The sequence below is a fragment of the Sphingomonas mali NBRC 15500 genome, assembly GCF_001598415.1.
GTDB lineage: Bacteria > Pseudomonadota > Alphaproteobacteria > Sphingomonadales > Sphingomonadaceae > Sphingomonas > Sphingomonas mali.
Genome location: NZ_BCYX01000014.1, coordinates 50,217 through 70,887, shown reverse-complemented (window position 1 = coordinate 70,887; position 20,671 = coordinate 50,217). Strand labels below are relative to the sequence as shown.

The 20,671-nt window shown below is 67.1% G+C and carries 18 protein-coding genes; 8 read left to right on the top strand and 10 right to left on the bottom strand.

Annotated features, from left to right (window positions below):
• Positions 1-4: 4 nt before the first annotated feature.
• Both SMA01S_RS12095 and argH read right to left on the bottom strand, forming a co-directional pair.
• A complete protein-coding gene (locus tag SMA01S_RS12095) occupies positions 5-244 on the bottom strand; it encodes a hypothetical protein (protein WP_066812377.1) in 240 nt (79 codons plus the stop codon).
• Positions 241-1,653 (bottom strand): argininosuccinate lyase, encoded by a 1,413-nt coding sequence (gene argH / locus SMA01S_RS12090; RefSeq protein WP_066822284.1) that lies wholly within the window; start codon positions 1,651-1,653, stop codon positions 241-243. Before argH ends, SMA01S_RS12095 begins: the two co-directional genes overlap by 4 nt.
• Before the next feature lie 16 nt (positions 1,654-1,669).
• On the opposite strand from argH, the gene SMA01S_RS12085 reads away from it, so the two are divergent.
• Both SMA01S_RS12085 and SMA01S_RS12080 read left to right on the top strand, forming a co-directional pair.
• Entirely contained in the window at positions 1,670-2,272 is a 603-nt protein-coding gene (locus SMA01S_RS12085) for a TlpA family protein disulfide reductase (protein WP_245649252.1), read from the top strand.
• Positions 2,273-2,436: 164 nt separating this feature from the next.
• A complete protein-coding gene (locus SMA01S_RS12080; protein WP_157093918.1) occupies positions 2,437-3,129 on the top strand; it encodes a PilZ domain-containing protein in 693 nt (230 codons plus the stop codon).
• Positions 3,130-3,299: 170 nt separating this feature from the next.
• Here the strand turns inward: SMA01S_RS12080 and SMA01S_RS12075 are convergent, their stop codons facing one another.
• From SMA01S_RS12075 to SMA01S_RS12050, 6 genes are all read right to left on the bottom strand, one after another.
• Positions 3,300-4,184 (bottom strand): RDD family protein, encoded by an 885-nt coding sequence (locus SMA01S_RS12075; protein WP_066822126.1) that lies wholly within the window; start codon positions 4,182-4,184, stop codon positions 3,300-3,302.
• Positions 4,168-5,199: a stage II sporulation protein M gene (locus tag SMA01S_RS12070; RefSeq protein ID WP_066822124.1), complete on the bottom strand. Its 1,032-nt coding sequence runs from the start codon at positions 5,197-5,199 to the stop codon at positions 4,168-4,170. Before SMA01S_RS12070 ends, SMA01S_RS12075 begins: the two co-directional genes overlap by 17 nt.
• Positions 5,196-6,512: a DUF58 domain-containing protein gene (locus tag SMA01S_RS12065; protein ID WP_066822122.1), complete on the bottom strand. Its 1,317-nt coding sequence runs from the start codon at positions 6,510-6,512 to the stop codon at positions 5,196-5,198. Before SMA01S_RS12065 ends, SMA01S_RS12070 begins: the two co-directional genes overlap by 4 nt.
• 145 nt (positions 6,513-6,657) lie before the next feature.
• Positions 6,658-7,614, bottom strand: coding sequence for an AAA family ATPase (locus tag SMA01S_RS12060; RefSeq protein ID WP_066822119.1), 957 nt, complete (start codon positions 7,612-7,614; stop codon positions 6,658-6,660).
• Entirely contained in the window at positions 7,611-8,831 is a 1,221-nt protein-coding gene (locus SMA01S_RS12055) for a hypothetical protein (RefSeq protein ID WP_066822116.1), read from the bottom strand. Before SMA01S_RS12055 ends, SMA01S_RS12060 begins: the two co-directional genes overlap by 4 nt.
• The gene (locus SMA01S_RS12050; protein ID WP_066822113.1) at positions 8,828-9,544 is read right to left on the bottom strand and encodes a DUF4129 domain-containing protein; all 717 of its coding nucleotides are present in this window, start codon (positions 9,542-9,544) and stop codon (positions 8,828-8,830) included. The genes SMA01S_RS12055 and SMA01S_RS12050 overlap by 4 nt, the downstream gene beginning before the upstream one ends.
• A gap of 145 nt (positions 9,545-9,689) precedes the next feature.
• On the opposite strand from SMA01S_RS12050, the gene SMA01S_RS12045 reads away from it, so the two are divergent.
• Positions 9,690-10,454, top strand: a complete 765-nt coding sequence (locus SMA01S_RS12045; RefSeq protein WP_066822110.1) for a hypothetical protein — start codon at positions 9,690-9,692, stop codon at positions 10,452-10,454.
• Positions 10,455-10,499: 45 nt separating this feature from the next.
• Here SMA01S_RS12045 and SMA01S_RS12040 read toward each other — a convergent pair whose 3' ends face one another.
• On the bottom strand, positions 10,500-11,741 hold the full coding sequence (locus tag SMA01S_RS12040) for an MFS transporter (RefSeq protein WP_084250268.1): 1,242 nt from the start codon (positions 11,739-11,741) through the stop codon (positions 10,500-10,502).
• 240 nt (positions 11,742-11,981) lie between these two features.
• Here SMA01S_RS12040 and SMA01S_RS12035 point away from each other — a divergent pair, with 240 nt between their 5' ends.
• Positions 11,982-13,031, top strand: coding sequence for a LacI family DNA-binding transcriptional regulator (locus SMA01S_RS12035; protein ID WP_066822108.1), 1,050 nt, complete (start codon positions 11,982-11,984; stop codon positions 13,029-13,031).
• A gap of 253 nt (positions 13,032-13,284) precedes the next feature.
• The gene (locus SMA01S_RS12030) at positions 13,285-15,552 is read left to right on the top strand and encodes a transferrin receptor-like dimerization domain-containing protein (protein ID WP_245649251.1); all 2,268 of its coding nucleotides are present in this window, start codon (positions 13,285-13,287) and stop codon (positions 15,550-15,552) included.
• 27 nt (positions 15,553-15,579) lie between these two features.
• On the opposite strand, the gene SMA01S_RS12025 is transcribed toward SMA01S_RS12030, so the two are convergent.
• Positions 15,580-16,323 carry a potassium channel family protein gene (locus SMA01S_RS12025; RefSeq protein ID WP_066822103.1) on the bottom strand — a complete coding sequence of 248 codons (744 nt, stop codon included), beginning with the start codon at positions 16,321-16,323 and terminating at the stop codon, positions 15,580-15,582.
• Between the two features lie 136 nt (positions 16,324-16,459).
• On the opposite strand from SMA01S_RS12025, the gene SMA01S_RS12020 reads away from it, so the two are divergent.
• The 3 genes from SMA01S_RS12020 to SMA01S_RS12010 are packed head-to-tail and all read left to right on the top strand — an operon-like array spanning position 16,460 to position 20,444.
• Positions 16,460-17,578: a CaiB/BaiF CoA transferase family protein gene (locus SMA01S_RS12020; RefSeq protein ID WP_066822101.1), complete on the top strand. Its 1,119-nt coding sequence runs from the start codon at positions 16,460-16,462 to the stop codon at positions 17,576-17,578.
• A 56-nt stretch (positions 17,579-17,634) separates the two neighbouring features.
• Positions 17,635-19,383, top strand: coding sequence for a chloride channel protein (locus tag SMA01S_RS12015; protein WP_066822099.1), 1,749 nt, complete (start codon positions 17,635-17,637; stop codon positions 19,381-19,383).
• Positions 19,380-20,444: a S1C family serine protease gene (locus SMA01S_RS12010; RefSeq protein ID WP_066822097.1), complete on the top strand. Its 1,065-nt coding sequence runs from the start codon at positions 19,380-19,382 to the stop codon at positions 20,442-20,444. Before SMA01S_RS12015 ends, SMA01S_RS12010 begins: the two co-directional genes overlap by 4 nt.
• Positions 20,445-20,671 lie beyond the last annotated feature (227 nt).

Sequence of the window (20,671 nt, the reverse complement as noted above, 5' to 3'; positions counted from 1 at the left end):
AAACTCAGTTTGCGGGGGGAAGGTCGAATTCGTTGCCCTGACGCTCCTGCGAGCTGGTCAACAGGTCGTCGCTCCGCTGCGGACGTGCCTGGATCGAGGCGCTGAGGAGCTGGTTCGGCGTCGGGGTAGCGGTGGCGCCATAAGGCGCGACCGGCAACGCCTTGCCCGCGGCCGGTTTCAAATCGCGCGCGGCACCGCATGCCGACAATGCGAGAACCAGGCCGAGGATGACAAACCGTTTCACGTCTTTTCTCCCGCGCGTACCGCTTTTGCGGCCGCGCCCTCGTTTGCGCGTACCGCTTTCGCGGCCGCGATCGCTTCTCGTACCCGTATCGGCGCGGTGCCGCCAGCACTGGTGCGGCTCGCGACCGACGCATCGACGCTCAGCACGTCATAGACGCGTTCGTCGATCCGCGCATCGATCGCTTTCAACACCTCGATCGGTAATTGGTCGAGCGCGACCTGCGCCTCTTCCGCCGCCTTGACCGCGCGGCCGGTGACGTGATGCGCCTCGCGGAACGGCAAGCCCGCTTCGCGCACCAGCCAGTCGGCGAGATCGGTCGCGGTGGCGAAGCCCGATTCGGCCAGGCCGCGCATGCGGTCGGTGCGGAACGTCGCGCTCTCGACCATGCCGGTCATCGCCGCGATCGACAGCGCAAGCAGATCGTGCGCCTCGAACACCGGCGGTTTGTCGTCTTGCATGTCCTTCGAATAAGCGAGCGGCAAGCCTTTCATCGTCACGCACAGAGCAGTCATGCAGCCCATGATCCGCCCGGCATGGCCGCGTACCAGTTCGGCGGCGTCGGGATTGCGCTTTTGCGGCATGATCGAGCTGCCGGTCGACCATTGGTCGGACATGGCGACGAAGCCGAACGGCTGCGACGCCCAGATCACGAATTCCTCGGCCAGCCGCGACAAATGCAGAGAGCATTGCGTCGCCGCCATCAGATAATCGAGCGCGAAGTCGCGGTCGCTGACCGAATCGAGCGAATTGGTGGTCGGGCCGTCGAACCCGAGCGCTTTCGCCGTGGCGTCGCGGTCGAGCGGGAAGCTGGTGCCGGCGAGCGCGGCGGCGCCGAGCGGTGACCGGTTCATCCGCGCGCGATTGTCGGCGAAGCGGCTGCGATCGCGCGCGATCATGTCGTGATAGGCCATCAGGTGATGGCCGAGCGTTACTGGCTGCGCCGACTGAAGATGCGTGAAGCCGGGCATCACGGCCTCGGCATGTTCCTCGGCGCGCGCGATCAGCGCGTCCTGGAGCTCGCCCAGGGCGGCCGCGACCTGATCGATCGCGTCGCGCACCCACAACCGGAAATCGGTCGCGACCTGGTCGTTGCGCGAGCGCGCGGTGTGCAGCCGCCCGGCAACCGGTCCGACCTTCTCCGCCAGCCGCGCCTCGGTCAGCATGTGGATGTCCTCGAGGCTGAGGTCGTCGGGCACGCCGTCGCGGGCATAATCCTCGGCGACAGCGTCGAGCCCGTCGGCGATCGTGGCGACATCCTCGGCTTTCAATATGCCTTGTGCGCCCAGCATCGCGACATGCGCCTTCGACCCGGCGATGTCCTGGCGCCACAAACGCTTGTCGAACGGTATCGAGGCATTTATCTCGCGCATCACCGCCGCCGGTCCCTCAGCGAACCGACCGCCCCACATCGCGTTCGAGGTTTGCTTGCGCTCTATCGTCATTCTCCTTGCGGCCACCGCTTTGATCGGCGGCTGCGATAGGCCGTCCACTCCCAAGGGGCAAGCGAACGACACCGCCGCGCTGCCGACGCTCGACGAAGCCGCCAATATGACGCCCGCGCCCTCCGCGCCCGATAGCGGAGTCGACGTGATCGGCAAGCTGGTTCGCGACCATAAGGGAGAGGCCGCGCCCACTGCCGGCTTCACCGCTCCCGACGGCAAGCCGCTGACCTTGGCCAGTTTCGCCGGCAAGCCGGTGCTGCTCAATTTGTGGGCGACGTGGTGCGGACCGTGCAAGGCCGAGATGCCGACGCTCGACAAGCTCGCGGGAGAGGGCAAGGTGCAGGTCGTGACGGTCAGCCAGGATCTGGACGGCAAAGCCGCGGTCGACCCTTATCTTGCCAAAGCCGGGCTCAAGGCGGTCAAGGGCTATACCGACAAGGAGCTGCACATGTCGGCGGCGTTCGGCAATCCCAGCCTGCCGACGACGATCCTCTACGATTCGTCGGGCAAGGAAGTGTGGCGGATGATCGGCGGAATGGACTGGACCAGCCCGACCGCGCGAGAGCTGCTGGCCGAGGCGAAATAGGGTTTCACGTGGGCCTTGCACTGTTTGTCCGTTCGAGTGGACGCGCGCTATCGTCGCCCGCCATGCTTTGCTGTAGCACTCTCGGATATGGTGGAGATGGCGAATGTTGAGGCACCCGGTTGCCATTGCGGACCGTCCGGGTGGTCGCGACGGAATCGGTCGGCATGACTGAGCAGGACCAGGGCGGTTCGGCTGGCGAATCCGGTGATTCCGGCGCCTCGGCTCGCGCCCGCGCGCCGCGCAAGAACCTGTTGCTGACCGCCACCATCCGGTCGCAGGGCGTGACCGCGCCGGTCAGGATCCGCAACCTGTCCGAAAAGGGCGCGATGGTCGACGGCCAGGCGTTGCCCGAGCCGGGCGCGTCGCTCATCCTGCAACGTCTCGAAGTCGAAATGCGCGGCGTCGTGGCCTGGCGCGCGGAGGGGCGTTGCGGAATCCAGTTCGAAGGCGCCGCGTCGGTCGACGAATGGGTTGCCGGCCGCCGCGCGCCGGCCGCGATCTTCGGCCAGGGCCAATCGCGGGTCGATCAGATCCAGGCGGCGATCCGCAACGGCCGCGAAATCGCCGATGAGAACGTGGCGGCTCCCGGCCCAGCTGAAATCATTACCGACGTCGAGGCGCGGGTCGCCGAGGAGCTCGATCATGTCCAGCGGATGCTGGATGACGTGGCCGGGGATCTACTCGGTGACATCGCACTGCTGCAACGCCATGGCGAGGCGCTTCAGCGGTTCGACAATGTGTGCCAGATATTGAACCAGTTGTCCGCCATCCTGAAGGCGAAGGATCGCCCTGCCGCGATCGCCGCGGTCAATCTGGAAGCATTGCGGAACAGGCTGTTGGGTAAGGCGGCTTCCTGAAGGTATCGCGGCAGCGTCCATCGCCTCCTACTCGCCTTCGCGCCGAAGCCTAACCGTCACCCCGGACTTGTTCCGGGGTCCAAGCTTCCACAACGGAAGCCAGCCGTTGTTGCTCGTTGGATGCCGGAACAAGTCCGGCACGACGATTTGGAAATGGGCGAGCGATAGAATTACGCCGCTCGCGTCGCCTTCGAATATTTATCCTCGCGCCTGAGCCCGACCATCATGCCGCGCTCGAGCCGGCCGCAGAGCGCGGCGTAATAATCCGACAGGAAGCCGTAATCGTCGCCATCGTCGGGCATGTCGCCCTTGCGCCGGATCGCGGCGGCGACGGTGACGATCGCATCGGTATGGCCGCCGCGCAGCACCTCTTCGAGCGTCTGCAGCTCATAAATGCCGTAAAGGTCGAGCTGGGCGTCGGTGAAGACGCGGCGCGGACGGGTGCTTTGGGCGGCCGACGCGGCAAGGTCATGGCCGAGCTGCGCGCGGGCGCGGTGCACCACCCACGTCCCGGCGAGCAGGTCGCCGACGCGCAGCCGGTCGCGGTTGAAGAGCGGGAAGAACAGGAAGATCATGCTCCAGGCCAGCGCGAGCAGCGGCAGCAGCACGTCGCCGCCGGTGAACATCGCGCCGAGCGAGGCGAAGAAATAGGACAAAGGCAGGAATATCTCGATCTCGCGCATCGCGTTGCGCGCGATCACCGCGCCGCCCGTCAACCGCGCGCCGTCGCGCGCCACCACGCGCAGTCCGACGATCCTCTTGCCCGGCGTCGCGCCGCGCGCGCCCATCTCGAACAAGGTGAACCAGCCGTTCCTCAGGATGAAGAAGCCGACGATCCACAGTCCGACCATCAGGATCGAGCGCGACGCGAACGCCATCAGCCCGATCGCGATCGTGGCAAGGATCAGCACCCCCAGCATCAGCACCCCGTCGAGCAGGAACGCGCCCGCGCGTGCGCCCGCCGTACCCAGCTCGATATTGAGGTCGACGCCTTCGGGCGTGATGAAGCGGCGCCGGAGCGAGGCGATCGAGGAGCGGCTAGGCGGGCGCGCCATCGCGTTTCCCCCTTGGCATGTAGAAATAGAGCAGCCAGCCGGCGAGCATCACCAGGCCGATCGCGTAACGCAGTTCGTCATTGGTGATGGTCTGGCGCCCGATCCCTTCGAGCAGCCCGGCCACCGCCAGCATGACCACCGTGCCGCCCATCGCGGTGGCCGCCGACCGCCCCGCCGCCACTGCCGCGTCGGTGCGCGACAGCCTGCCCGGAAAGGCGATGGCGAGCCCGATGCGGAATCCTGCCGCGCCCGAAATCATGATCGCGAACAATTCGGTGGTGCCGTGGATCATCAGCCAGCCGATGAAGCCATAGCCCAGGCCCTTCGACGCGAAGACCTCGATCATCGCGCCGAGCATCAGGCCGTTATAGACGATCAGCCCCGCGGTCGGCACGCAGAACATGAACCCCAGCGCGAACGAGAAGATTGCGATCTGCGCATTGTGGGTGAACAGGAACGAGGCGAACAAGGCGAGCGCGCTCTGCTGCGCATCCTTGCCGCCGTCATAGAGGGTCTGGCGGAGCAATTCGGTGCTGGCGGTCGGATCGCGGCCCTGCGCCATGCCGTCGGGGATCATCGCATAATACCAGCTGGGATCGTGCGCGATCAGCAGATAGGCGACCAGGGCGCCGGCGACGGTCAGCAGGAAGGACACCAAGGTCTCTTTCCACAATGCCTGCACGGCCTCGGGCCAGCCGCGCGCGAAGAAATGCGCGAGCTGTTTCATCGGCGAGGTGGGGACGCCGTAGATCTGGAAATAGGCGCGCGTGCAGAGCTGTTCGAGATAATTGATCAGCGCGCGGTCGAGCGAGGTTTCGCGCGCCACCGACAGCGACGACAAAGCGGCGCGATAGAGCAAGGGCAGGACGAGCAATTGCTGATCAGGTACCGCCCTGACGCCGCGCTTCTCGATCAAGGTCAGGATCTTGTCGAGCTGATCCCAATCGGCCTCGTGCGCGGCGCGGAAGCGCGTCGCGTTGACCAGCGGGGTGCGGGCTTCGACATAGGCCGTCACAAGAGGTTCCTCCGCTTGAGGTCGACATAGCCCTCGACCAGACGGTCGGCGACGCGGTCATAGTCGCTCTCGATCACATGCGCGCCGAGATGGCGCAGCCGGGTCAGCGCGAGCAGCCGGTCCTTGAGCAGGCCCGCGGCGGTCACCGCGCGGGTGATGTCGTCGGCGGTATCAGGCGCGTGGTCGACCAGGGATTCGAGTTCCTCATCGCGCAGCACGACGATCAGCAACAGATGCGTCTCGACCAGTCGGGCGGCGGCGCGGATCATGAAGTCGGCGCTGGTCAGATCGGTGAATTCGGTGAACATCACGATCATCGAGCGCCGCGTCAGTCGCGCGGCGAGCGTGGTCAGCGCGTAAGTGTAATTGGTTTCCTCGCCCGAATAATCGATCCCGGCGGCTAGGTGCTGTAGTTCGGGGAAGGCGGAGGCGCCCGAGATCAGCCCGCTGGCGATGCGCGGGCGCGAATCGAACGAATGAAGCGCGACGCGGTCGCCGAGCTTGAGAGCGACCCAGCCGGTCAGCAGCATCGCCGCGACGGCGCGGTCGACGCGGGGGATGCCGGCGACGGGCTCGGACATCTGCCGCCCCGAATCGATCGCGAAGACGATCTGGTTGTTGCGTTCGGTACGATATTCCTTGGCGTGGAGCTTCTGGTGCCGCGCCGATTGCTTCCAGTCGATCGCGCGGCGATCCATGCCCGAGCGGAATTCGACCAGCGCGTCGAAATCGGTGCCGTCGCCGCGGTCGAGCTGGGTCATCAGTCCCTGCAAGGCGTGGCGCTGAAAGATCCGCGCGCCGCGCTCGCGGACCGGGCGAATGTCGGGCAGGATCTTGAGCGCCGCCTCGCTCGCCATCCGCTTCTGCCGCCACACCAACGCGAGCGGCCCGCGCCAGCGCACCCAGAAGGTTCCGAAATGCGCGGTACCGCGGCGGCGGGTCGCGACCGGCAGTGCGACCGCGCCTTTGCCCTGATCGAGTTGGACGCTGGCGCGGCCGTCATCCTCCAACCCTACCAGCGGATCGGCGGCGATCGCGATCTGGACGCTCGGGGGCCCGCCGCGCGGCGGCCCCTCGACGCTGATCACCGCGTCGACGGTTTCGCCGACGCTGGCGGTGCGCGGCAGGGTCAGTCCGGCGGCGATACGGCCAGCAGGCAAAGCAAGCATCGCGTCGATCAGCGCGCCCAGCAGGATCGCCATGGGCCAGGCCAGCCCGGCATACCAATGGTCCGGCGCCAGCACGGCAATCAACAGCGCGACGGGCGCCCCCGCCGCCGCTGCCATGACTGCCATGCGCGTGGGGTAGATCAATGATAGCCTCCCCTAAGCCCCTCCCCTTCAGGGGAGGGGTTGGGGGTGGGGCAGTGCCGCAGGCGGTTCGCTTGAGGACAGGCCCCACCCCAACCCCTCCCCTGAAGGGGAGGGGCTAAAAATATGGCGCAGGAGCGAAGCGTCCTCACCGCGGCGCCTCGATCGTCTCGATGATCGAGTGGACGACTTCCTCGACCATCCGGCCGTCGATCTCGGCGGCCGGCGACAGGATCAGGCGGTGGCGGAGCAACGCGGGGGCGAGCTGCTTGACGTCGTCGGGAATGACGAAGTCCCGCCCGTCGAGCGCGGCCCGGGCGCGCGCCGCGCCTGCCAGCATCGCGCCGGCGCGCGGGGAAGCGCCACTTTCGAGATCGGCGACGTCGCGCGTGCCGCGGATCAGCGCGGCGATATAGTCGATCACTTCGTCGACCAGCCGCACGGTGCCGACCGCGGCGATCGCCTCGCCGATCCTGGCGGCGTCGGTGCGCGGCTCGACACCCCAGCCTTCGGGCTCCATCGCTGTTGCCCTGGCGCCATGGGTGGCGATGATCTTGCGCTCCTCGGCGGCCGAGGGATAATCCACCGTCTGCTTGAACAGGAAGCGGTCGAGTTGCGCCTCGGGCAGCGGATAGACGCCCTGCTGCTCGATCGGGTTCTGCGTCGCGACGACCATGAAGCGATCGCCGAGCGCCAGGCTTTCGCCATCGATCGTCACGGTGCGTTCCTGCATCGCCTCGAGCAAGGCCGCCTGGGTCTTGGGCGGGGTGCGGTTGATCTCGTCGGCGAGCAGCATGTCGGTGAAGATCGGCCCGCGCGTCAGCGTGAAGGTCGAGGTCTGGAAGTTGAACAGATTGGCGCCGATGATGTCGCCCGGCATCAGGTCGGGAGTGAACTGGATGCGCCCGAACTTGATCCCGACCGCGCGCGCGAAACTGTGCGCAAGCAACGTCTTGGCGGTGCCCGGCGGGCCTTCGAGCAGGATGTGGCCGCCGGCGAACAGTGCCACGAGCATCAGCTCGACGGTCGCTTCCTGGCCGACCACGGCCTTGCCGACTTCCTGGCGAATCGCCATCGCCAGATTGCGGACTTCCTCGACCGTCACTTGCCCTTCTCCTTCTGCCAATCGTGTAGAGCGCGCGCCGCGGCGACCAGGCTTGCCTTGTCGTCCGCATCGTCCACGGCCTGGGCGAGGTCGGTGAACCGCGACCGCCCGGAAATCTTGTCGAGATAGGCGTCGATCGCCGGCCCGCGCAGCCGCGATGGCACGCCGAACGCGACGATCGCACGCTCGCGGATCGCCTCGACATAGCGCCCGCCGAGCCGCGCCTGACGTCCCGCCTTACGGATCAGCGCGGCGGCATTGTCGACCAACGCAGTCTTGCCGAACGCGATCGCGCGCTCGCGATGGACCGCGGGACCGAACCGCGCGAATGCCTGCCATCCCGCCAGCAGCATCGCCGCGACGATTGCCAAGGTCATCGCCAAGAACGGCGGATCGAAGGCGAGCCGAAGCGGGTTCTTGGCCTTGCCGAGCCCCGCCAGGGTGACGTCGAAATCGAAATCGCGGTCGCCATCCTGGTTGAGCGCGTCGAGCAAGGCGAGCGCGGCACGCGCCTGGCTCTCCTTGCGCATCCCCATGTTCGACAAGATGTCGGGGTCGGCGAGGACATAGAGCGATTTGCTGCCCACTTCGCCCAGCACGATATTGCCTTGGTCGTCGGTCAGCAGCGGCTTGAGATCGGCGCCGCTGATCGTCTGCAACGGGCGCGGCGCCTCGAACCCGAAGTCCTCCGACATCCAGCCCGCCGAGCGCAACGGGCGGCCGCCGCTGGTCAACCGCGAGACAGTGAATTTGCGGTCGGGCGCGAGCACGCCTTCCGGCTCCTTTTTGTCGATCAGCCCCAGGCGCATCACCCAACCGGGACGGCCGGCGGGGCGTTGGGGCAGGGTCGACCATTTGGGCAGCACGACCAGGGTCGGCAAATCGTCGCGCCGTAACAGCACATCGCCGAGCGGAGTCGAGCCCAGCGGCGGCGTCAGGATCAACAGGCCGTTGGCGGCGAGTTGCGACGGGTCGCGGATCACCCGCGTATCCTTGCCCATCGCGCGCGCCAGCCGGACGATCCCGGTATAGCCGGTCGCGCCATTCGACAGCGCGTGCGCGGACGATCCGTTGGTCGAATCCGTCGGCGCCTCATAGGCATTGCCGAGCAGCAAGGCGACGAAGCCGATGATGCCGACCGCGAGCAGCAGGATCACCGTGCGCAGGCGGAACGCGCCGCGGTCGTCGCTGCCGCGCCCGATGACGAGGTCGCTCATGCTTTCCACATCTTGGGAAGAGCGAAATCGGCATAAGCGGCGCGCGCCGCCTGCCACGCATCGGCGTCGACCGGGCGGCCACCGAACAGGCTCTGTTCGACATGGCGGGCGATCGACGCGAACAAGTCCCGCGCACCGCTCGGGATCGCGCTCGCGGCGGCGAGCTCGCGGCTGGTCAGTGCCGGGCGCACGGCCTGTGGCCGGCGCTGGCGAATATCCTCGATCGAGCGGAACAGCAGATGGTGGACGGCTTCGGCGAACAGCCCCTTGGCGGCGAGCGCATCGGCCTCGTCGAGCCAGGCGCGACCCTGGGCGGCATCGGGCTGCCATTCCTCCTCATCCTCGATCGCCACCGGCGTCGCGGCGCGCGAGCGGCGACGCGGCAGGCGCCATTGGCCGTAGCGCAGCCGTTCGACGATCAGCCAGATCAGCGCCAGCGCGGCAATGCCGATCACGCCCCATAACAGGATGCGGGCATAGGGTGCCGCCGGCATGAAGCTGGTCAGCCAGGCGAAGAAGCGGCCGATCGGGGCAAGCACATGCCCCAGCCATTCGAAGAACTGCGCCAGCCCCTTGAGCCAGGCCGGCGGTGCGGGGGGCGGAGGCGGCGGGGCAAGCGTGAACTGGACGGACGGATCCGCGCGCAGCGCATCATGCGCCGCGGTGAAGCGGTCGGCGGCGGCCGCGGCACCATGCGTATTCCCCCCGGCCAAACGCCAACCCCTGCGTTACCAACGTCACCTTGCTTACCCCATGCTGGGAAGCGCGCAACCGCTAAAACTTCCCTTTTGAACCAAGTCGTTCTGGACATCGACGGGCGCGGAGTTCAGCTTGGCGACAGAGACATAAGGGGGCTTCATGTCGATCGGGCGCATTCTCAACACCGCTTTCGGGGCGATTTTCGGCAATCTGTACGTGATGTTGGGCATCGCGTTTCTGTTCAGCGGCCTGCCGCGCGGACTGGTGGCCTATTTCCAGCAGAGCGCGCTGCCGAGTGTTGGCGCCGGCCGGTTGCCGCCGGGCGCCATCATGTGGATCTTCGTGGCGGGGACATTAGTCACGATGCTGTTCACCGTGATTGCCCAGGGCGCGCTGATCGGCGCGACGATGGCTGCGAGCCACGGCGAGAAAGCAGGGCTCGGCGAGTGCCTGGCGACAGCATTCCGGCGCATGCTGTCGATGATCGGGCTCGGGCTGGTCAGCGGCGTCGCGCTTGTCTTCGCCGCCATTCTTCTTGTCGTGCCGGCGATCATCCTGGCGACAGTCTGGTACGTCGCCGGGCCGCTGGTTGTCGTCGAGCGCCGCGGCGTATTCGCTGCACTCGGCCGCAGCGCCGATCTCACCAGGGGCGAGCGCTGGAGCGTCTTCGTCGTGCTGTTGATCATCGTCGGTTTCTTCGTGGTGGTGTTCATGCTGTCGAGCGTGGTGAGCGGGATCGGGATCGCGATCAGCGCGCGCAGCGGCGATTTTTCGGGGCTCGCCGTGCTGACCGCGATTGCCGGTGCGATCAGCGCCACGTTGCAGACCGTGCTCACCAGCGCGATCTCGACTGCCGTCTATATCGAGCTACGCGGACTGAAAGAGGGGCCGGAGGCGCAAGGGCTCGATGCGGTCTTCGCGTAGACCTGGTGAGGCCGTCAGCTTCTAAAGAACAGTCGGTCTCCGAGTTTAACGCCTCCCCCGCACGCCGAGCATCGCCAGCCCGGCGCATAGGACCAGCATCGCCAGCATCGCCATCACCACGGTGAAATCGCGCGGCGATGCCAGCCACCAGGTCAGCAACGGGCCGAGCAACGAGGGCAAGGTGTTGGTCAGGTTGAACAGTCCGAGATCGCGCCCGCGATGCCGGGGGTCGGGCAGTAATTGCATCGAGAAGGCGACCTGAAGCGGCAGGAACACGCTATAGCCGACCGTGTAGCAGGCAAAGCCGATCGCTCCCGCCGTCCAGCTATGCGCCGCCGCCATGCCTGCCAGGCCGATCGCGGTGACGATAGCGGCGGCGATCAGGAACGGCTTGCGGCGGTCGAGCCGGTCCGACAGCCGCCCGAACAGCAAGGCGATCGGCAGGGGCGCGATGAACGAAAGGGTGAGCAGGTTTCCGACGCGCGCCGCCAGTTCGTCCCTGGGCTCATCGGGCACGATGCTTTCGAAATAATAGAGCAGATAGAACTGAAGCACGCACCCCGCGACCTGGAAGAGCAATCGCGCGCACCATGCCGCGGCCAGGTCATGGCGGCGCATCGCGACCGCGGCGCGCGGCGGATCGACGATCGGCAGTGGGCGCGCGCGGCTCAGGATCAGCGGCGTCAGGCAGATGGCGGCGACCACGATGACGATCATCAATCGGCCCGTTTCGCCCAGCCCGGGGATGCCGACGACCAGTGCGAGCACGCCCGATGCGACCGGATAGCCGAGCGACAACAGCCCGCCGGTGGTGCTCTTCTGCGAATCGGGAATCTCATCCGCCATCACCGCGACCAGCGGCGCCAGCACCGCGTTGAGCGCGACCTGAAAGAGCACGATCGCGCCGATGATCGTCGCGGGGCTGTCCGCGAATGCGATCGCCGCATAGGCGGCGATGGTCGCGATCAGGCCCCCCACCATCCAGCCTCGCCGCCCGCCGCCGCGCGCCACCGACCGATCGCTCAGCCAGCCGAACAGGATGTTGGACGTGCTCGCCGCGATTGCCCCGGCGATCACGGTCGCGGTCAGCAGGTCGACTCGCGCCTCGCCCGCCAGCGCCTCGACCTTGATCGCCAGCAACAGGGTCAGCAGCGGCAGATAGCCGATCACTCCGCCGGCATTGGCGAGCGCGTAGAGCAGCAGGAACGCGGTCGAGCGCCGCTCGGCCGCCGCGCCGCCGGTCGTGTCGCGTCGTTGGTCGACTGGCGGGGTGAGGATGCGGGACATGGATTGGGCCGGCATCATGTACGCGCGGGCAAAGCTCGGCAACGGCTAGATCGGCGCCGGTGGGTTTGTCCGAATGTCGCCTCGTGGGCCTGACCCAAGGACGCACGGATTCAGGACTTCCTGCTCTCTCAATATGAAGCTACCCAAGGGCCATGCCGCGCAGCCATCACCTCATCGCCGAAATGCAGCGCGACAGGGTGTCGTGCCCAGCTTCCGCGATGGCCAGGCGCTGAGCGTTCGATGGCGCGGCGCAGGCAGGGCGTTACGATCAAGCACGTCGCTGCCGATGCCGGGGTGTCGATGCAGACGGTCAGCCGGGTCATCAACAAGGAGCCCAATGTCCGGCGCGAGATGATCGAACGCGTTCAGCGCTCGATCGACAAGCTCGGCTATGTCCCGTCGATCGCCGCGCAGCGGATGGGCGGGTCGCGATCCTATCTGATCCTGGCGCTGAACGACCGCGAGCGCACGATCGAGGGTTGGCGGTCGCGCGAGGGCAGCGACTGGGTCGACCAGATGCTGCTCGGCGGCATGCTGACCTGCGCGCAACACGGATATCGCCTGATCGTCGAGCTGATCGACACGCATAGCGACCATATCGAGCGCGAATTGCTCGCGGCGATCGCGGCGCTGCAGCCCGACGGCGTCATTCTGACCCCGCCGCATTCGGAAAATCCGCTGATCATCGACCTGCTGGTCGCGCACGGCATCAGTTTCGCGCGGATCGGGTCGCGGCGACCGGGGCCGGGTTTCGCGCTGACGATGGACGATGAACGCGCGGCGCGGCTCGCGACCGAGCATCTGATCGGCCTCGGGCACCAACGGATCGGCTTCATCGCCGGTCCCGCGGATTATGAAGTGAGCGGCTGGCGGGTCGACGGCTGGCGCGCGACGATGACGGCGGCAGGGTTGCCGACCGACGGCCTGCTTGCGGTCGGGGACTTCAGTTACGCGTCGGGCAAGGCCGCCGCGGCGCAATTGCTCGGCCGCTCGCCGGCCCCGACCGCGATCGTCGCGAGCAACGATCAGATGGCGCTGGCTACCCTGGAGGTCGGGCGCGACCGCGGGCTGGCGGTGCCGCGTGATCTATCGCTGATCAGTTTCGACGACACGCCGATCGTCCGCTTCACCCATCCCCCGCTGACCGCCGTGGTTCAGCGGATCGCCGAGGTGACGTCGCGCGCGGTCGAATTGATCATCGCCGACCGCACCGGCAAGCATGTGTCCGCCGAGCCTGTCGTCCTGCCGGCGGAACTCGTCATTCGCGGATCGACCGCCGCGCCGGGCTAGGCATTGCGTGTGGCGCGGCCTTCTCCCCTCCCGCTTGCGGGAGGGGCTGGGGGAGGGCGTGTCGAAATGCGCGCACCCTTTTGGACATTCCCTCCCCTAGCCGCTCCCATGAATGGGAGGGGAACGGCGCCCAGCGCAACGCGCCGTTCGCAGGATAAGTGGCGCTTTTTCGTGCGGAAAGACTGGTTTGCTCCAACGACATCGTTACGGTGCCGCGGATTCGGATGGGTAACCAGCAGAAAAGGGGCGCGCGATGGCGAAGGACCAGTATCGGGGTCGGTCGGGGGCGCGTCGCGTCCGGATGAGCGGCAGGTCGGCACTGGCCGCCATGGCGATCGCACTAGTAGCCACTCAACCGCTCGGCGCGCAGACCGTCGGCACCACCGCGACCGAAAAGGCGTTCGACGCCCAGATTAGCAGCGCCGATCAGCTTGCCTGGCTCAAGGAGATGTCGTCGGCGCCCAACCATGTCGGCAGCCCGCACGATAAGGCCAATGCCGAAATGGAGTTGGCGCTGTTCAAGCAATGGGGCTGGGACGCGCATATCGAGACCTTCAAGGTCCTCTATCCGACGCCGATCTCGACCACGCTCGAACTGCTCGGTCCGGAACGCGTGACGCTGGGCGGCCAGGAGCCGCAGCTCGGCCCCGACAAGCTCGATGGCGCGCTGCCGCCTTATGTCGCCTATCAGGGCGATGGCGATGTCACCGCGCCGGTCGTCTACGTCAATTACGGCATGCCCGACGATTACGATTCGCTCGCGCGCCGCGGGATCAGCGTCAAGGGCAAGATCGTCATCGCGCGCTATGGCGGCGGATGGCGGGGGCTGAAGCCCAAGCTGGCGCAGGAACATGGCGCGGTTGGCTGCCTGATCTATTCGGACCCGGGCGACGACGGTTATGCCCGCGGCGACGTCTATCCGAAGGGCGGCGCGCGGCCGGAAGGCGGCGTGCAGCGCGGGTCGGTGATGGACATGACCACCTATCCGGGCGACCCGCTGACGCCCGGCGTCGGTGCGACCGACAATGCCAAGCGCCTGACGCGGGCCGAGGCAAAGACGATCCTCAAGATCCCGGCGCTGCCGATCTCTTATGGTGACGCGGTCAAGATCCTCGCCGGGCTCGACGGTCCGGTGGTCACGGGCAGGGATCGCGGCGGGTTGCCGATCCCCTATCATTGGGGCGGGTCGGATGCGGTCAAGGTGCATCTGGCGGTCAAGTCGGACTGGTCATTGAAGACGCTGTACGACGTCATCGCAGTGATGAAGGGCAGCACGCGCCCCGACGAATGGATCGTCCGCGGCAATCATCGCGACGGCTGGGTGTTCGGCGCCGACGATCCGCTGTCGGGCCAGGTCGCGCTGATGTCCGAGGCCAAGGCGCTCGGTGTGCTGGCGAAGAGCGGATGGCGGCCCGACCGCACGCTCGTCTATGCCAGCTGGGATGGCGAGGAGCCCGGCCTGCTCGGATCGACCGAATGGGCCGAGACGCATGCAGACGAGCTACAGGCCAAGGCCGTCCTCTACATCAACACCGACGATACCTCGCGCGGCTTTCTCGGCGCCGAGGGCAGCCATACGCTGCAGCATTTCGTCAATTCGATCGCGCGCGACGTGCCCGATCCGCAGACCGGAGTCAGCGTCTACGACCGGCTGCGCGCGAGCATCCGCGCCGGTGCCTATGCGGGCAGCGGGCGCGACGCCGGGTCAGGCGCGCTGGAGGCGGCCAAGGCCGGCGGCGACATTCCGATCGGCGCACTCGGCTCGGGGTCGGACTATAGCTCGTTCATCGCGCATCTCGGTATCCCCTCGGTCAATCTCGGCTTCGGCGGAGAGGGAGCGGGCGGCGGCTCGTATCACTCGGCCTATGACACTTATTACCACGTCACCAATTTCGACGATCCCGGCCTGATCTATGGCGCGACCTTGTCGAAGTTCGTCGGCCGGATGGTGCTGCGCGCGGCCGCGGCGCCGCGCGTGCCGGTGCGCTATAGCGACATGGCCGCGACCGTCGCGCGCTATGTCGGCGAAGTGAAGAAGCTCGCCGCCGACCAACGCGACCAGGACCGCGCGCTCAAGGACCTCAACCGGGACGATGTCTTCAAGCTGACCTCCAACCCGGTCGATCCCACCGCGGCCCCGGACGATAAAGGCGTGACCCCGCTGATCGACATGCTCGCGCTGGAGGATGCGTCGGACCATCTGACCCGCGCGTCGCGTGCCGCCGATGCGGCGTTCGAGCGCGCTTCGCCCGACAAGGTCGCCAAGGCAATGGCAGTGCTGAAAGGAGTCGATCAATTGCTGCTCGACAAGGACGGATTGCCCGGCCGGCCCTGGTACCGCAACTTGATCTACGCACCGGGAACGCTGACGGGCTATGGCGCCAAGACGTTGCCCGGCATTCGCGAAGGAATCGAGCAGCGTCATTTCGACGATGCCAAGGAATATGTCGCGAAGACTGCGGCGGCGCTCAATCGTTACGCCGACCGGCTCGACGCAGCGGTCAAGCTATTGAAGGGGTGATCGCTCGCTTCGACCGCCCGACGATCGTCAGGACTGGGTGGCGTCGGTATCGATCGGCCGCTTCGGTAGCCTCTCTTCGTGCGCCAGATGCAGCGCGACCAAGCGGGCGAGCAGGGTCGCGGGGAACAGCTGGCCGAACACGGCTTCGAGGGTCGCCAGGCTGCGCGCCAGGGGGTGGAGCGGAGTGATGTCGCCAAAGCCGACCGTCGTGATCGTGGTCAGGCTGAAATAGGTGAAGGCCGCGGTGGGCGCCTCGCCGGGCTGTATCACGATGTGGAACGCGCCGGGCACGAGTTGCTCGAGCGCGTTATAGGCGATGCCGAACAGCGCGGCGACGTTGAGGTAGAGCAGGATCGCGCCGCGCACGCGGTGGACGGTCACGCGAGCAGCGGAAAAGACGTGGCGCGCGATCAGCGCGGTGATGGCGGCGTTGAACGCGAACGCGATCATCGCGACCAGTTCGTGCTGTGCCGCGACGTCGAGGTGGAGGTCGGCACCCAGCCGCTGCGACACCGATGGGCCCATCGCCAGCAACGCCAAGGCGGCGATCACCACGCCTTGGACGATGCGGTGCCGCGTCAGCGCGGCGACGCTGATGGCGGCGAACGAGAAATGGCAGAGATCGAGCAGGATCCGCCCGCCAGTCGAACGCGCGCCGAATGGAATGACCGCGAACAATGTCACGCCCTGAAGGACGAGCAGGGCCGTCAGGGCGGTGTCGACTCGATGCTGGCGTAGAGTGCTGAAGGTGGTCTGGACGGTGCTCGGCATGCCGCGTTTTCGGGCGCTGGCCGGCGGTTGGCAATGCCGTCGCGACGAACGACGGGCCGATGCAAGAGGCATATCGTGTCGACACGCGCGCCGGGTTAGCAGTGACATCACGGCGATCACGCGCCAAGGAAGTCGAATGACCAAACCCGCTCCGCTCGCCGGCCTCAAGGTGCTCGAACTCGCCCGCATTCTCGCGGGACCCTGGGCGGGTCAGGTGCTGGCCGATCTCGGCGCCGAGGTGATCAAGGTCGAGAGCCCGGCGGGCGACGACACGCGGACCTGGGGTCCGCCATTCATCACCAACCCCGATGGGACGCGCGACGCGGCTTATTACCATTCGTGCAACCGCGGAAAGTCGTCGGTGGTGATCGACTTCACCACGCCCGAGGGACAGGCCGAGGTGCGGCGGCTGGCGGCGGACAGCGACGTCCTGATCGAGAATTTCAAGGTCGGCGGGCTGACCAAATACGGACTCGATTATGCCAGCCTGTCGGCGATCAACCCGCGGCTGATCTATTGTTCGATCACCGGCTTCGGCCAGGACGGGCCCTATGCCCCGCGTCCGGGCTACGACTTCATCATCCAGGGGATGAGCGGGATGATGGACCTGACCGGCGATCCCGACGGCGCGCCGCAGAAGATCGGGGTGGCGATGGCCGATATCGCCACCGGCCTCTATTCGGTGATCGGCATCCAGGCGGCACTGATCCAGCGTGAGAAGACCGGGCGCGGCCAGCATATCGACATGGCCCTGCTCGACACGATGACCGGGGTGCTGGCCAACCAGGCGGCGAATTATTTCGCCAGCGGCGTCACGCCGCCGCGCGTCGGCAATGCGCATCTCAACGTCTCGCCCTACGCGGTCTTCCCGACCAGCGACGGCTGGTTCATCCTGGCGGTCGGCAATGATGGTCAGTTTCAGCGCTTTTGCGGCGTGGTCGGGATCGAGCCCGAGCAGCGCTGGGCGACCAATGCCGGCCGGATCGAGCATCGCGCGCCGTTGTTCGCGGCGATCGAGGCGGCCACGCGCCGGTTCGAGCGCGACGATTTGCTGGCGAAGCTTGAGGCGGTCGGCGTCCCGGTCGGGCCGATCAACACGGTCGAACAGGCGCTCAACGATCCCCAGGTCCGCGCGCGCGGCATGGTGGTGCCGGGTGAACGGCTCGACGGCCTTCGCACCCCGATCCGCTTTTCCGACGCCGACCTCGCGCTTGGCCGCCCCGCGCCACGGCTTGGCGAGGCGCGACAAGACTGATCTTGCCGTCGGCGTGGCGGGTGACATCTCCGTCCTGGGAGACTAGGCGGATCGCCATGGCGTCCCGCCCCGCCTTTCGCCCTGCCGGTCTGCTGATCGGATTGCGGCGTCGCTTCCGCACCAGCGAAGCGGCGCTGATCCTGCTCGCGCTCGGCATCGGCCTGTCGGCGGGGCTGCTGACGCTGGTCCAGAGCAGCGTCGCGCACTTCATGCAGTCGCTATTCTATGGCGTGTCGGGCGACGAGCGGCTGAGCGCGCAAACGACGATAGAGCCGCTCCGCCTGCTTGCGCTGCCATTGGGTGGCTTGTTGTTGGCGGGGCTCGGCCGCCTTTTGCGCCGGGGCCGCGCGCCGGTCGACGTGGTCGAGGCCAATGCGCTGCATGGCGGCGTGATTCCGATGCGCGACAGCCTGACCGTCGCGGCACAGACACTGTTGTCGAACGGCATGGGCGCGTCGGTCGGGCTCGAGGCGGCCTATGCCCAGATGGGCGGCGGAGTCGCGTCGGTGGTCGGGCAATGGCTCAGGCTGCGGCGCGCCGACCTTCGCGTGCTGGTCGGGGCAGGGGCGGGCGCGGCGGTGGGCGCGGCGTTCGGCGCGCCGCTGACCGGCGCCTTCTACGCATTCGAGATCGTGCTCGGCGCCTATACCCCGGCGGCAATCGCGCCGGTGGCGGTGGCCGCGCTCGCGGCGGTGGTGACGATGCGCGTGTCGGGCGTGCCCGCTTATCTGATCGTCCTTCCCGCGGCGGAGGCGATCACCACCTGGGACTATTTCCTGTTCGCCTCGCTCGGGTTGATCTGCGCGGTCGTCGGGATCGTGCTGATGCGCGCGGTCACGTTGGTCGAAATCGGAACGCGGCGCCTGCCGATCCCGGACATCTATCGCCCGGTGATCGGCGGGCTGCTGCTGATCCCGATCGCGGCGCTGTCGCCGCAAGCGCTGTCGGCCGGGCATGGCGCATTGCACCTCGATCTGACGATGAAGGTCGGGCTCGCCTTTCTCGCGACGATCTTCGTGCTCAAGGTTGCGGCGTCGGCGATCTCGCTTGGGTTCGGGTTTCGCGGCGGCCTGTTCTTCGCGTCGCTGTTTCTGGGCTCGCTGGTCGGGCAGCTGTTCGCCGGGCTGGTCAATCTGATTCCGGGCGCGGCCCATGTCAGCGCCAACGACGCGGCGTTGGTCGGCATGGCGGCGATGGCGGTCGCGGTGGTCGGCGGACCGATGACCATGTCGCTGCTGGTGCTCGAATCGACGCACGATTTCGCGCTCACCGCCGTCGCGATCACCGCATCGCTGTGCGCCAGCACCCTGGTGCGCGAGACGTTCGGCTTCTCCTTCTCGACCTGGCGTCTGCACACGCGCGGCGAGACGATCCGCAGCGCGCGCGACATCGGCTGGATCAAGACGCTGACCGCCGGGCGCATGATGCGGCGCGGCATTCCAGAGGTCGACGGCAGTACCTCGATTGCTGAATTTCGCCGCCGCTTTCCCTTGGGGTCGATCACGCAGGTCGTCGCGATCGGGCCGGCGGGCACCTATGCCGGATTGATTCCGACCATCGCCGCGCATGCTCCCAATCTGGACGAGGATGCGCCGGTCGCGACCGCGGCGATTCTGACCGACTTCACCTTGTCGCCCGATCAGGATGCCGCGACGATCATGCGTGCATTCGAGGAGCGGGAGGCTGACGAGTTGATCGTTACCGAGGACGACGGCAAAGTGCTCGGCGTGGTGAGCGAGCGCTACGTTCGGCGGCGTTACACCGACGAGATCGAAAAGGCCCAGCGCGAGTTGTTCGGCGAATGAGCGTCGCGCCGCCCGCCATGTCGTTCCGGAAACTGGCGATCACCGCGGTCGTCGTGATCGCACTGATCGTGGGTGGCGTCATAGTCGGCGCCCAGCTCTGGCACCGCGTGGCGACGGTGGAGCGCCATGTGGTCGCGCCGATCAAGCGCGTGACCAATCGCGCTTCTCCGTCCGAAGTCCTGCCCGACCTGGTCGACGCGGCTTGTCCCGCCGTGGTGAAGATCGGTCTCGGCGTCCCGCCTGCCTCCGCTACCAAGCCGAGCGCGCTGGCATCGCGCCAGCTTGCCGGAATCATTGTGTCGCCCGATGGCTATATCGCGACGAGCGGCCGGATGCTCGGCGGCCGCGACACCTTGCCCGTCCAGCTCAACGACGGGCGCGAACTCAGTGGCAAGCTCGTCGCCATCGATCCGCTATCGGGCCTCGCCTTGCTGAAGGTGGACGGGCGCAACTTAGCGACGCTGCAATTCGCCGACGACGACTTGCCGCGGACCGGCGCCTGGGGATTCGTCGTCACCTCGCCGGCGGGTAGCGGTTGCGCCGTGCAGACCGGGGTGATCGGACAGGATTTCGTTGCCGGGGGAGAGGCGCTCAAATCGTCGGTTTCGATCAGCCCGGCGATCAGCGAGAATGTCGAGGGCGCGCCGTTCATCGGAGCCGATGGGCGCGTGCTGGCGCTGTCCGCCTTTCCCGACGACGCCAGCGCCGATGACCCGAGCGTGCTCGTTCCCGGCGACGCGGCGGCACGGATCGTCAGCGAGATGTTGCGAAGCGGCGCCCCGCCGGCCGCGCCGTTCGGAATTGTGGCTGAGGATCTGGCTCCCGTCCTCGCCAAGCGGCTGGGCGCCGACCGCCAACGCGGGGCAGTCGTGGTGATGGTCAAACCCGGATCGCCCGCCGACAAGGCCGGGTTGAAGGCAGGCGATGTCGTGCTGACCGCCGGCCAGGCGCCGATCTCGGGCGCCTCCGAGCTCGGCCGCGCGCTCGATCCCGACGCCGACTCGATCGATCTGGAGATCGTCAGGCAGGGCGAGCGCCAGGATTTGACGCTGAAGTCGTAATCGGACGGCGCACGCTAACGTCGTTTTCAGCTTCGCGGAAACCGGGACCAGGTCCGGTGGTATCGGCCTGCTTCGTCACCCGGGAAAGCGAAACGGGCGCCGGCTGAAGAGCTTTTGATGCCGATCGCGATCCACCCACTCGAGTTCCAGCCCCAGGTTTTTGCGATCGTGAGCGTCGTCGCGATTGCCGTCATCTAATCTGTCAAGGCGGATTGCGACCATATTGG